This window comes from Ensifer adhaerens, from assembly GCF_013283195.1.
Classification (GTDB): Bacteria; Pseudomonadota; Alphaproteobacteria; order Rhizobiales; family Rhizobiaceae; genus Ensifer; species Ensifer adhaerens_G.
Genome location: NZ_JABEKT010000006.1, coordinates 150,363 through 163,433, shown reverse-complemented (window position 1 = coordinate 163,433; position 13,071 = coordinate 150,363). Strand labels below are relative to the sequence as shown.

The following is a 13,071-nucleotide window of genomic DNA, read 5'->3' as shown; positions in this document are numbered from 1 at the left end:
TCCGACCAATGAAAGACCAACGCACTCCGCTCGTGGAAATGAAGAACATTTCCATCTCCTTCGGCGGCATCCATGCGGTCGACAACGCCTCCGTCGACCTCTATCCCGGCGAGGTGGTGGCACTTCTCGGCCACAACGGCGCCGGCAAGTCGACGCTGATCAAGATCCTGTCAGGCGCCTACAAGCGCGATGGCGGCGAGATCCTGATCAATGGCGAAGCCGCCGACATCAGCAATCCGCGCGACGCCAAGAAATATGGCATCGAGACGATCTACCAGACGCTTGCCGTCGCCGACAACGTCGACGCGGCCGCCAACCTCTATCTCGGCCGCGAGCTCAGAACGCCCTGGGGCACGCTCGACGACGTTGCGATGGAGGCCAAGGCCCGCGAAGTCATGGGGCGCCTCAACCCCAACTTCCAGCGCTTCAAGGAGCCGGTGAAGGCGCTCTCGGGCGGCCAGCGGCAATCGGTGGCGATCGCCCGCGCCATCCTGTTCGACGCCCGCATCCTGATCATGGACGAGCCGACGGCAGCCCTCGGGCCCCAGGAAACCGCCCAGGTCGGCGAACTGATCAAGCAGCTGAAGCGCGAAGGCATCGGCATCTTCCTGATCAGCCACGACATCCACGACGTCTTCGACCTTGCCGACCGCGTGTCAGTGATGAAGAACGGCCAGGTCGTCGGCCAGGCCCGCACCGAGGATGTGACCAAGGACGAGGTGCTCGGCATGATCATCATGGGCAAGGTCCCGCCCAAGGCGATCCCCGGCCCCGGCGCCATGCAGACCGCCTGACAGAAGATACCGAATGGCCCGGCAATTGCCGGGCCATTCATTTTGAAGCCTAAGTGCTCCGCCTCGGAGTAGGGAAGTACCGCGTGAGGACGCGAAGGCAAGCCGTGGCAAGGCCCTGCCTGCCTCCCGGGCTAGCGACACGCCCCTCGCCCGCGCAGCACGTCGATACATGTCGCAAGGCGACGCTCGCCCCTCCTCTCGCCACCTGTCGAGACGTGTTCAACGGCCCGTTCGACCCGTTGCCCTGGCAGCAATTTGCAGTCCTTCGCAAATTCCCGTGCGAACTCCGTCATTTCACCATTGAAGCGGCGCGCAAGCTAAGCTATGAACCGCTCACAGCCCGCTTCGGCGGCCTCGCTGCAAACGGATGCACCCGTAGCTCAGCTGGATAGAGTGTTGGATTCCGATTCCAAAGGTCACAGGTTCGAATCCTGTCGGGTGCGCCATTTTACTCAAAAAATCAATACCTTAGGTCAAGGGCACAGTTGAGGGCGTTGGACTTTGCCAAGCTTCCCGCCCGTCCGTGCCGCTGGGCACGTCCGGGAACCCGACCACCTGCCCTGCACGACCGGCGAACCATGTGGGTCTATATCTTCGGCGCGATCTGCCCGAAAAAGAGCAATGGTTATGGTAGCGCCGTGCAGGAAATTGCCGTTCACGTCGATAGAGAGCACGCAGCAGAGGTGGGGCCCTCCGCGGCACCCCTCCCTACAAAGAGGATGGAAATCCGCCCCGCACGTAATTCTTATTTGATCGCAACACTGTTCGACCCGGCAACGACGAGGATACAGCCTTCGACTTGTGGAAAGACTTGGGCGGCCACCGTGAAAAGTTCGGGTGGGAAATAGACTGGCAATCCACACAATACCGATAATCGTGATTGCCGGATCGCCTTGCTTTTGTTCACGCAATGTTTGAAATATGCCGTATACAACCGTAGCAGAGCACAGTGGCGCGCGTTTCGCGTTGCCACCGTGATGAAGAAGCAAGACAAGGTCCAATCATTTTACCGGGGGAATATCGTGGGCGGCTTTTCGATATGGCATTGGCTGATCGTCTTGATCGTTTTTGTTGTGGCAATCTTCTTAATCGTCAAGTCACGTCCGCCCGGTCCTAATCGGTTCGGTGAGATGCCCTCGTCAATGAGTTTCGGCGAGGCCATTTTGAGCTTCTTCAAGAACTACGCAAGGTTTTCAGGAAGAGCGAGCCGTTCCGAATTCTGGTATTCAATGCTCTTCGTAGTCGCCGTACTGGTGACATTAAACATCGGAGACCCAAGCGAACTTTTGGGCGCTTTGTTCTTTTGTGCGGTTTTCCTTCCCACCATCGCAGTGAGCGCACGCCGCCTCCATGACACTAACCGAAGCGGGAGACTTCAGATTCTTTCGTTGCTCGGCCCAATCGGAACTATCGCGGTTATTGTCTGGTACTGCACGAAGGCAAGCGACCAGAGCCCCGTCTTTACTCATGCCGCGTCCACGCATCCGCCATCGTCGCAGTCAGTCTAAGTGTTGGAAAGGCTTGCAAAGCTAAGCGATAGCGGCGCGATTGTTGGCGAGGAATACGACGCGGAGAAACGCAAACTTCTGCGGACGTAAGTGGACCTTCAGCGCACGCAGCCTCCTTCTCCTACTCGAAGTCTCGGAGGAATTTGGTTTGCTGACCGTCGAGATTGGAAGGTATGAGCATTATCCGGGACGCAAATTGAGCGATCAGGTGCCGCCTACGGTCGATCTTGTGCTTCCTTAAAAAGAGCTGGACCGCGCGCAAATTTGCTATGCCGATTATCAGCTTTTGCGTTGGCGACCGCCGTGAATTATGAACAAATTCAATGGTGACAAGGGCTTATCGAAGTATTGTCGGGTGCGCCATCTTTCACAAGTCCTTATTGGACATTGGCTTGCAGTTAGTTTTCGAGACATAGGCAGCTTTTGGCCCGAACGGGTTTTCGAGCGGTTCTGGCATGCACGTCTCGTCATTCGAATATCCCAGATCATAGTGCATGAAGGTCACGAGCCAGATGCGTTCGTCTGCTTGTTTGTTTCCGACGACCTGTCCCGCAAAGCCCTTGGCCGAGCTTCACCTTCTGGCGCTTAAAGCACATGCGGCCGCACGTGATGACGGTGCCGTCGTTGTCGTGAAACGGGTCGTCGAAGCCGGGTAAACCTCAGCGGTTACCGTGCTTTGACCTGTCCTTGCCGACTGATAATGTGGCGTCAGGCAACCCAAGCGTTCGAGCGGACAATTGCACTCGCGACCGTATTTCGCCGCAGCGCATTGGAAATGACGCCCGCCTGGGAAATGGAGCTCCACCCTCCTCGAGTTACACACAGCTCGGCATTGCAAGGAGACACCATGAGAAACCTCGTAGCTGCGGCGGCCGCAACGTCCGCGCTCCTGATCACCAGCCCGACATTTGCCGCCGACACGGTTCCCGTCCCCACGCTCGCCTGGAACGCTTGCCCGGCAGCCAAGCAAGGTGCCGCGAGCACCGACAGCTTCCAGTGCGCCACGGCCGAAGTGCCGATGGACTACGCGGATCCGTCTTTGGGCCGCTTCAACCTAGCGCTGATCAAGGCTCCGGCGCGCGATGCGGGACAGCGGCTCGGCACGCTGTTCTGGAATCCTGGCGGCCCCAGCGACGCGGGAACAGAGTACCTCCCGGCAGCAATCCGTGGCTTTCCTGAGAAGGTGCGTGACCGCTTCGATATCATCAGCTGGGACCCGCGTGGCATGGGCGGACGCACGACACCGGTTGTCCAATGCTTTGACAGTGCCGATGACGAAGCGGCATTCTTCGCCCGGGCCACGCAAGACGGTTTCCCGGTGACGGCGAAGCAACTCGCCAAAGACGCAGCCTGGCGCACCGCGTTCAACGAGGCTTGCGTCAAACGCAACGGCGAACTCCTCGCCCACGTTTCCACGGCGGACAATGCCCGCGACCTCGATCTCTTGCGCCAAGCCGTCGGCGAGGAGACGATGAACTATTACGGCACGTCCTATGGCACCTTCCTCGGCGCAACGTACATTAACATGTACCCCGACCGGGTGCGCGCCGCCGTCCTTGACGGCGCTGTGGCAGTGCCGGCATGGGCCGGCAACGCCGGCGAAAACCTTGCGCTCAGCACCTTCATCCGGCTCGGCTCCGACTTCGGTGCAGCCTCAACCATCGAGGCATTCATGAGCCAGTGCGGGGCGGTCGATGCTTCGGGCTGCGCCTTCTCGGCCGGATCTCCCGTGGCGACAAGGAAGAAATGGTCGGATCTGCTCCAGCGCGCGCAGAAGGGCTTCGCACTCGAAGGCGACACGATCGACGCCCCAAGCATCCTCGCCTACGTCGGCAGCTCGATCTACGTCGTCGAGCCGCTACCGGGCTTTGGCCGCTTTCCCGGTTGGGCGGCGGTAGCGGAGTTCCTGCAGCAGGCGTGGGTGGCGAGCGAAGGCAGCGGGCAACAGGTCGCCGATGGCGGTTCGGGCGATGCCGGTTCGCCGGCTGCCGCTGCCACACCGGCGAAACCGGCAGCAGCCACGTATGTCACCAGCGCCGGACGCCAGCTTTCAGTGATCTGCGGCGAAAGCCCCAACCCCACGACCGAAGACGCCGCCGTTCAACAGGCACTGGCGAGTTATCAGCGTGCTGGCATCTCCGCATGGCCGTTTGTGGCGTACTGCGTCGGCTGGACTGCCAGGGCGAAGGCGACCTATCTCGGCCCATGGAACAAGGCGACCGCGCCGGTGCTCGTTATCGGCAACACCAGCGACCCCGCGACCGCCTTACCCAGTTCGGTTCGCATGGCACAGGCTCTCGGGAACGCGCGACTGCTGATCGTGAACGGTTTCGGGCACACCGTGCTCATCAATCCAAGCACCTGTGCGCAGGACCACATCGCGGCCTATTTTATCGACGGCGAGATGCCGCCGACGGGCGCAACATGCACCCAGGACAAGCCCCCGTTTCCTGGCGATTAAGCAGCACCAAAAAACACGACGCGCAAAAGTGTAAAGCGCGCAAGCGAATCTGAAAGATCGCGACGCGCTTTCGTTCTGCACCGCGTGACGCCCGACTACCCCTGTGCAGCCATACGCGCATACCGCCCCGGCGCCTCCCCCACATGGCGGCTGAAGGCCGTGCTGAACGCGCTCGCCGAGGCGTAACCAACCCGCTCGGCGACATCGGAGATTTCGGCGTTGTAGTTGCACAGCAGATCCTTGGCCATCGCCATGCGCCAGCCGAGCAGATATTCCATCGGCGCGACGCCGACATTGCGGGTGAAGCGCTCGAAGAACGCCGAGCGGGAGAGACTGGCCAGCTTCGCCAGCTCGGCCACCGTCCATGATCGCCCCGGAGCGCCGTGCATCGCCCTTATCGCTTCCGCCAGCCGTTGATCGGCAAGCCCGCGCAGCAATCCCGGCGAGGCGTCCGGCCGCTGGGTCAGGCGCAACGCCTCGACGAGCAGCACTTCGACAAGGCGGGCAAGCACCAGATCGCGCCCGGCGCGCTGCTCGCCCGCCTCCTCCGTCAACAGCCGGACCAGGAGCGAAAGCCGTTCGACGCCGCGCACATGCACCTGCGCCGGCAGCAGCGACACCAGCAACCCGGCATCCTCAGTCGCAAAGACAAAGTAGCCGCCGAGCAGCCGCACGCTTGGCGGAGCGTCGGGGTCGCCGTGGCGAACTTCGTCGCCCTGGTCCGGCGCTGCCTTCGGATCGATGTATGTCGGCGTCACGGGCTCGAAGCCCGACAGGGTGAAGCCGGGTGTCGTCGGCAAGAGGACGAAATCACCGGCCTCAAGCACCAGCGGGCCCTGGCCGTCGACGGCGAGACGGCAACCACCTTCGAGAACGGTACAGAAGCCGGGATGACCGAAGTCCGAATAGCGCACACCCCAGCGGCCGGCACCGCTGATGCCTTTCGTAAACACCGCGCGTGGCCTGAGCAGTGTGATGATTTCAGAAAGCGGGTCGATCATTTCTGGACTATTACAAATCAAATCAGGACTTTCAATTATATAACGTCCTGAAATCACCCGGTATGATCCAGCCATCAAAACCAACCAGGGAAACATCATGAAAACCGTATTGATCACCGGCTGCTCGTCCGGCTATGGCCTCGAAACCGCACGCCTCTACCACGCCAAGGGCTGGACCGTGATTGCCACCATGCGCTCGCCGCGCGAGGATATTCTGCCGTGCTCGGAGCGTTTGCGTGTCGTGCAACTGGACGTGACCGATCCCGACAGTATTGCGGCGGCACTCGAGGCGAGCGGCCCGATCGATGCGCTGGTCAACAATGCCGGCATCGGCGTGGTCGGCGCCTTCGAGGCGACGCCGATGGCGCATATACGCAAAATCTTCGAGACCAACACGTTTGGCGTCATGGCTATGACGCAGGCGGTGATCCCGCAGTTTCGCGCCAGGAAATCCGGCGTCGTGGTCAACGTCACGTCCAGCGTGACGCTTGCCGCCATGCCGCTGGCCGCTGCCTATACCGCCAGTAAGACGGCGATCGAGGGGTTTACCGGATCGCTGGCCCACGAGCTTGCCGCCTTCGGCGTGCGCGCCAAGCTGGTCGAGCCCGGCTATGCGCCGAGCACGCAGTTTTCGCACAATACCGGCGTCAACATCGCGGACCTGATCCCGGAGACCTATGCGGCGTTTGCGCAGCCGATCTTCGCCGCCTTTGCAAACCCGGCCCTTATTACCAAGGAAAGCGATGTGGCGGACGCGGTCTGGCGCGCGGCCAATGACGCGTCGCAACAGCTGCATTTCCCGGCAGGGGCCGACGCCGTGGCGTTAGCCCGCGCAAGCTGACAATCCCTGTCGGCCCCGCGTCGCCCGCAAGCAACCGTCAGCCGAGCGGCAGGCCCGCAGCGTGCACCCTGTCGATGAGCGCTTCCGTGATCGTCCGGTCGCGGAAGAACTCCTGGGTGCGGATATATCCGGCCGAAAGCTTCGGATCGAGCGCCTGGATCTGCGCCACCAGCTGGCGCGCCCGATCCGTATCGCCGCGCGCCATCCGCGCGGCGATACGATAAATCAGCGTCCGCCGCGTCTGGTAAGGCAGTGCCCGCGCCACGGCGAAAAGCTCGTCGTGGCGGCCCAGCATATAGAGCGAGGCGACCCGCTCCTCGACGATCCAGACCGGCAGGAACGGATCCAGCGCCTCGGCCCGGTCGAGCAGTTCCAGTGCTCGCTCGGCTTCGTTCGCGTAGGTGTAGAAAGCTGCGCATCGCCCGGCGATATAGGCATCATTGGGCGCAAGCTCGATCGCCCGCTCGTGATGGTGCCGTGAGGCGACGAAATCCCCCTCCATGCATTTGATCGCGCCCATGATGCGGTGGGAGTCCGGGTCGGTGGGGTCGAGATCAAGCGCGTGGGCGACCTGCCGCTCGCCGGCAAAAAGGTCGAAATCCGGCAGGTTGCTCCAGGCGCAGACATGCATGGCGACCGGCCGGCCGAAGGACGGATCCGCATCCATCGAGCGCTCGAACCAGCGCATGGCTTCGCCGATGTGGCTGTCGGCGACGCCGATCAAGCGATGATGGTCGAGACCAAGCAGATAGTATTCGTAGGCAGACATGTTCTCCGGCCGCTTCAGCCGCGCAGCCACCAGCTCCGCCTGCTCGATCCGCCCGGCCACCGTTGCGGCGATCCGGGCCGTCACCTCGTCGATGACGGCAAGCAGTTCCTCGAACGGCCGCTCGATCCGGTCCGACCAGACGAGATGGCCATGGGCGGTCTCCGACAGCGACACATTGAGGCGGACGAGGCCACCGAGCTTGCGCACCGAGCCCGAAACGACGTAGCGCACCCCGAGCGCCCTGCCGACTTCGACGGGATCGCGGGTGGACAGTGCCACCGAGGCCGAGCGCGAGCTGACGAACAGGCTCTTCAGCCGGCCGAGTTCCAGGGTGAGGTCGTCGGTCAGACCTTCCGTGAGGAAAGACTGATCGTCCTGGTTGGCCGCGAAGGCGACGAAGGGCGTAACGATGACCGAATTCGGCCGCATCGACGCAGGCGGTGCCTCGCGCGTCGGCGCCGAGAGAAACCGGTGCCGGTCGATGTTCGTGCCCACCCGGTAGACGCGGATAGGATCGGCGACACCCTTGAAGCGCCGCTCGCCGACCTCCTCGAAGCCGCAGGGCGAGGCCCGGCGCACCTGCTGATACAGCGCTTCGGACACCTCGATCTCGCCGGCGCCCGCACTCGATTGCAGCCGTGCGGCAAGATTGACACCATTGCCCCTCAGATCATCGCCGACTGCGAAAACATCGGCCAGATGCAATCCGAAACGCATGTGGTTCGGCGTCGCATCCGGGATCGCCGCAAGCGAGCTGCGCGCCTCCATGGCTGCGCGAAGTGCGTTGACCGGACTGCCAAACTCCGCAAGGACGGCATCGCCGGCGGTGTTGAACACCCGCCCGTCGTGACGCACCACCGTGTCGCCGACAGCCCGCAGACAGGCGGAGACGCGCTCCACGGTCTCTTCCTCATGGGATTCCATCGCCGCTGTCGACCCGACGAAATCCGCCACCATGATCGCTACCAGCTTGCGCTGCATCTCCATCGCCTCGCCGGCACAAAGGGCCGCCAGCGTGACAGGATAGCACAACATAACGGGTCAGACAGCAATCGCTATTTTAGCGATAACTTCAACAACAGCAGGACCACCGCGCTGCGCGTCGCCATCCGGGCAACGCATGAGGGCCGGCTTGCAGGCCGACCTCATCATTTCGGCTTTTTCGCCGATAACATCCCGGGTCAATGTTGCGAGAAGGCTGGCGGAGCTGCAGCCAAGTGGTTTATTCAACCGTTGTTTTCATATACAGCCTGCGACGTGTGGAGTGTGCAGATTTGACGGTCGAGATTCTAGCAACAGAAACGGCGCCGTTCCGCGTGGCTCTAATTCGCTGGCACAAGTTTATAGCTAACCATGGGGCAAGTTCGTATGGCTGAGAAATCTAAGGTCGCCCTCGTCACAGGCGTCACGGGACAGGATGGCGCCTACCTTGCACAACTCCTGCTGGACAAGGGTTACATCGTACACGGCATCAAGCGGCGGTCTTCTTCTTTCAATACCGCCAGGATCGACAATATCTACCAGGATCCTCACGAGAAGAATGCGCGCTTCTTCCTGCATTACGGCGACATGACGGATGCCACGAACCTCATTCGGATCATGCAGGAAACTCAGCCGGACGAAATCTACAACCTCGCCGCACAAAGCCACGTTCAGGTCTCGTTCGAAACGCCGGAATATACGGCCAATTCCGACGCTCTCGGCACGTTGCGGCTGCTGGAAGCCATTCGCATCCTGGGGCTGACAGACAAGGCACGGTTCTACCAGGCATCGACATCCGAACTCTATGGCCTGGTCCAGGAAGTCCCTCAGCGCGAAACCACACCGTTCTATCCGCGAAGCCCCTACGCCGCGGCAAAGCTCTACGCTTACTGGATCGTCGTAAACTATCGCGAAGCATATGGAATGCACGCTTCGAACGGGATTCTCTTCAACCACGAGAGCCCGCTGCGCGGCGAGACCTTCGTTACGAGGAAGATTACCCGCGCCGCCGCGGCCATCAAGCTCGGCAAACAGGACAAACTCTACCTCGGCAATCTCGACGCCAAGCGAGACTGGGGCCATGCGCGCGAATATGTTCGCGGAATGTGGCTTATGCTGCAGCAGGACAAGGCCGACGACTACGTGCTCGCCACCGGGAAAACCACCGAAGTGCGGACGTTCGTCGAATGGGCTTTCGCCGATGTGGGCATCACCCTGCGCTGGCAGGGCCACGGTGTGGAGGAAACGGGGATCGATGATGCGACCGGCCGGGTGCTCGTCGAGGTCGATCCACGCTATTTCCGGCCGACCGAGGTCGACCTGCTGATCGGCGATCCGACCAAGGCCCTGGAGAAACTGGGCTGGTCGCATGAGATCGGCGTCAGGGATCTCGTCAGGGAGATGGTCGAACACGACCTGCGCGAAATGGAAAGCCAGTAACCCTGCCGTGCCGGTGCACGAACAAAGCGAGGTACGAGAGTGACGAAAATCCTGCTAACAGGTGGAGGCGGTATGGTTGGGCGCAACCTCGTATCGCTGTGTCGCAATGTCGGTATCGACATTGTCGCCCCTGGCCGAAGCGAGCTTGACCTGCTGGACTTCAACCAAACGCAGAATGTCCTCAAGCAATTGAGCCCTGATCTGGTGATCCATGCCGCAGGCGTCGTCGGCGGCATTCAGGCCAACATCAAAAACCCGGTGCGGTTCCTCTCCGACAATTGGGCTATGGGAAACAACATCGTCCTTGCGGCCCGATCGGCCGGCGTGGCGCGGTTGCTCAACCTGGGCAGCTCCTGCATGTACCCTCGAAACAGCGAGGATCCGTTGCGAGAGGACCAGGTTCTGAGCGGGACGCTCGAGCCGACGAATGAAGGATATGCTCTGGCCAAATGCGCCGTTGCGCGCTTGTGCGAATACGTGACGAGAGAGACCCCGCAATTCGACTACAAGACGATCATACCGTGCAATTTGTACGGCCCGTTCGACAAATTCGACCCGGGCGTTTCGCATCTCATACCCGCGATCATTCACAAGCTGCATGTCGCCAAACTGCGCGGCGAGACATCAGTCGAGATTTGGGGGGATGGGTCGGCAAGGCGCGAATTCATGTTCGCCGGAGATCTCGCGGATGCGATCGTCTTCGCCATCGCCAACTTCGCCTCCATGCCGAGCCTGCTCAATATCGGCCTGGGCGACGATTTTACCGTGAACGAATACTACCAGGTTGCCGCTGATGTTATCGGCTATGACGGCAGCTTTGCGCATGACATTTCAAAGCCGGTCGGAATGAAGCGCAAGCTGCTGGACGTAACGAAACAGACGATGCTGGGGTGGGCGCCACGCACGACGCTTCGCGACGGTATCCGCGAAACCTACGAATACTATCTTTCACTGGAAGCCTGATATGCCTTATCCATTAGCCAATTCCACCTGGGATGAAGAAGAATACGAAGCCCTCCAGACGGTGATCAAGTCTGGCATGTTTACAATGGGCGAGAAGGTTTCGCAGTTCGAGCGCGCCTTTGCAGACCATGTCGGCAGCAAGTATTGCGTCATGGTCAATTCCGGTTCCTCCGCCAACCTCCTGATGATCGCCGCGCTGCGGTATCGCTCCGCGTCGCCTCTGCTGCCGGGAGCGGAAGTCATCGTTCCTGCAGTCTCATGGAGCACGACCTACTACCCGCTTCATCAGTATGGGCTGAAGCTCCGTTTTGTGGACATCGACGCACAGACACTGAACTTCGACCTCGAACAGCTGTCGCAGGCGATAACGCCGGATACAAAAGCGATCATGGCCGTGAACCTGCTCGGCAATCCCAATGATTTTGCCCGCATAAAGGCGATTATCGGCGATCGCGACATCGCTCTCATCGAGGACAATTGCGAGTCGATGGGCGCCTTGTATGAAGGTAAGCAGGCCGGCACGTTCGGATTGATGGGGTCTTTCAGTTCCTTCTTCAGCCATCACATATCCACCATGGAAGGTGGGCTTGTCGTGACCGACGACGAGGAATTGTTCCATGTCATGTTGTCCTTGCGCGCTCACGGCTGGACAAGGAACCTGCCGAAAGTAAACCGGGTGACGACCGACAAAAGCGATGACCCGTTTACGGAGTCGTTCCGCTTCGTGCTTCCCGGCTACAATCTGCGCCCCCTGGAAATGAGCGGCGCGCTGGGATTGACCCAACTTCGCAAGCTGCCCAAGATCGTCGAAGAGCGCCGGAAAAACGCCGAGAAATTCCTTGAGCTGATGCGCGACTATCCGTTCTTGCGGGTCCAGCGCGAAATTGGCCAAAGCAGCTGGTTTGGCTTCAGCCTGATTGTCGAACCTGACTCCGGCGTGACGCGTGAAAACATGCTTCACTTGCTCACCGAAGCACAGGTCGATGTCCGGCCGATCGTCGCGGGCAACTTTGCCAAGAACGAAGTTCTGAAATGGTTCGACTATTCCGTTGCCGGCGACCTGAGCAACGCTGATACGGCCGACAAACACGGCTTCTTCATCGGCAACCATCACTACCCGCTTGAACAGGAATTCGAACTGCTGCGCTCGGTGTTCGGCAAGACGAATTGGAAGTAATGTGACGGCGGCCCGTTGACGCGACGGGCCCGAATTCGAGTGGTGCCGGCAGCAAACTGCCTGCCGCGCGCCAACGCCTAGATGCAAGGGTTTCTTTCTTGATTAAAGCCGGGTTCGTTTCAAACATTCCGACATGGCACTGGATCAGGCAATTTCCTCAGCCTGCTCCCGTGTGGGGTGATGTACTGTTCCAATTCGACGGCGACCTCGAATCCTGTGATGTCGTATTCGTATTCGACGGGATCCCCGAAGAACTATCCGGCAGGCTGAACCCGCGACTGGCCGTGTTCGTGGCTTCCGAGCCAGCAAACGTAAAATCCTACCTGTCCGGCTTTCTGTCGCAATTCGGCAGTGTGCTGACGACAGACAGAGCCACCAGGCATCCACAGACGGCTTTCGGTCAGGTCGGCCTGCCTTGGCATGTCGGCGCATGGAGCAACAGCGGTGCGCTCCTGGACAAGCCACTTGGATTTGCCGATTTCGAGACCTTCAACCCTCCCAAGACGAAGCTGGTGTCCGTCGTCGCTTCGAACAAGGCCTTCACACCGGAACACCGGGAACGGCTGGATTTCGTAAGGAAGCTGAAGGATTATTTTGGCGCCGAGGTCGATGTCTTCGGTCGGAACATCAATGGGTTTGGCGACAAGACCGAAGTCTTGTCCGATTATCGCTATCACATTGCGCTGGAGAACTGCAGCTACGCCGATTATTGGACGGAAAAGCTGGCAGATCCGTTCCTAACGCTCACTTATCCAATCTATCACGGCTGCCCCAATATCGAGCAGTACTTCTCTCCCGGCGCCCTCACCCAGATCGATATCTACGATTTCGACAGCGCAATTCGCTCGATCAAGGCGGTAATCGAGTCCGATCTCGCAGAAACCGCGCAGCCGGCACTCGTGGCCGCCCGACGACGTGTCCTTTACGACCACAACCTCTTTGCCATCCTGGCAAAAATGGCTCGCCAGCTGAAAGACGAAGGCAAAAGCAGGCCACCGTCAGCTGCAGGGATACGCTGGGAAAAAGACTTCGATCCAAACCGCGGCCGACTGTCGAAGCGGATCCGCCAAAAAACGCGGAAGCTTGTCAGGTGGGTAACCGGAGGCTAGGCGCATCCGCTTTCGGCATCAGGGGCT

At 60.4% G+C, this 13,071-nt stretch carries 10 protein-coding genes and 1 tRNA gene; 9 read left to right on the top strand and 2 right to left on the bottom strand.

Going from position 1 to position 13,071, the window contains the following annotated elements:
* Positions 1 to 8: 8 nt before the first annotated feature.
* The 4 genes from LPJGGPFB_RS32140 (at position 9) to LPJGGPFB_RS32125 (ending at position 4,763) form a co-directional block, all read left to right on the top strand.
* Positions 9 to 794, top strand: a complete 786-nt coding sequence (locus tag LPJGGPFB_RS32140) for an ATP-binding cassette domain-containing protein (RefSeq protein ID WP_025428054.1) — start codon at positions 9 to 11, stop codon at positions 792 to 794.
* A 369-nt stretch (positions 795 to 1,163) separates the two neighbouring features.
* Positions 1,164 to 1,240, top strand: a tRNA-Arg gene (locus LPJGGPFB_RS32135).
* 531 nt (positions 1,241 to 1,771) lie between these two features.
* A complete protein-coding gene (locus LPJGGPFB_RS32130; RefSeq protein WP_173423964.1) occupies positions 1,772 to 2,302 on the top strand; it encodes a DUF805 domain-containing protein in 531 nt (176 codons plus the stop codon).
* A 700-nt stretch (positions 2,303 to 3,002) separates the two neighbouring features.
* Complete coding sequence (locus LPJGGPFB_RS32125; RefSeq protein WP_173423963.1) at positions 3,003 to 4,763, top strand: alpha/beta hydrolase; 1,761 nt, start codon at positions 3,003 to 3,005, stop codon at positions 4,761 to 4,763.
* A 95-nt stretch (positions 4,764 to 4,858) separates the two neighbouring features.
* Here LPJGGPFB_RS32125 and LPJGGPFB_RS32120 read toward each other — a convergent pair whose 3' ends face one another.
* On the bottom strand, positions 4,859 to 5,764 hold the full coding sequence (locus tag LPJGGPFB_RS32120; RefSeq protein WP_173423962.1) for an AraC family transcriptional regulator: 906 nt from the start codon (positions 5,762 to 5,764) through the stop codon (positions 4,859 to 4,861).
* Between the two features lie 97 nt (positions 5,765 to 5,861).
* On the opposite strand from LPJGGPFB_RS32120, the gene LPJGGPFB_RS32115 reads away from it, so the two are divergent.
* Entirely contained in the window at positions 5,862 to 6,605 is a 744-nt protein-coding gene (locus LPJGGPFB_RS32115) for an SDR family oxidoreductase (RefSeq protein WP_173423961.1), read from the top strand.
* 37 nt (positions 6,606 to 6,642) lie between these two features.
* Here the strand turns inward: LPJGGPFB_RS32115 and LPJGGPFB_RS32110 are convergent, their stop codons facing one another.
* A complete protein-coding gene (locus tag LPJGGPFB_RS32110; RefSeq protein WP_173423960.1) occupies positions 6,643 to 8,355 on the bottom strand; it encodes an adenylate/guanylate cyclase domain-containing protein in 1,713 nt (570 codons plus the stop codon).
* Between the two features lie 387 nt (positions 8,356 to 8,742).
* Between LPJGGPFB_RS32110 and gmd the strand changes: the two genes are divergently transcribed.
* From gmd to LPJGGPFB_RS32090, 4 genes are all read left to right on the top strand, one after another.
* A complete protein-coding gene (gene gmd, locus LPJGGPFB_RS32105; RefSeq protein WP_173423959.1) occupies positions 8,743 to 9,795 on the top strand; it encodes a GDP-mannose 4,6-dehydratase in 1,053 nt (350 codons plus the stop codon).
* A 39-nt stretch (positions 9,796 to 9,834) separates the two neighbouring features.
* Positions 9,835 to 10,758 carry an NAD-dependent epimerase/dehydratase family protein gene (locus LPJGGPFB_RS32100; protein WP_173423958.1) on the top strand — a complete coding sequence of 308 codons (924 nt, stop codon included), beginning with the start codon at positions 9,835 to 9,837 and terminating at the stop codon, positions 10,756 to 10,758.
* A 1-nt stretch (position 10,759) separates the two neighbouring features.
* Positions 10,760 to 11,935 carry a DegT/DnrJ/EryC1/StrS family aminotransferase gene (locus LPJGGPFB_RS32095; protein ID WP_173423957.1) on the top strand — a complete coding sequence of 392 codons (1,176 nt, stop codon included), beginning with the start codon at positions 10,760 to 10,762 and terminating at the stop codon, positions 11,933 to 11,935.
* A gap of 98 nt (positions 11,936 to 12,033) precedes the next feature.
* Positions 12,034 to 13,044, top strand: a complete 1,011-nt coding sequence (locus LPJGGPFB_RS32090; RefSeq protein ID WP_173423956.1) for a glycosyltransferase family 10 domain-containing protein — start codon at positions 12,034 to 12,036, stop codon at positions 13,042 to 13,044.
* Positions 13,045 to 13,071: the final 27 nt, after the last annotated feature.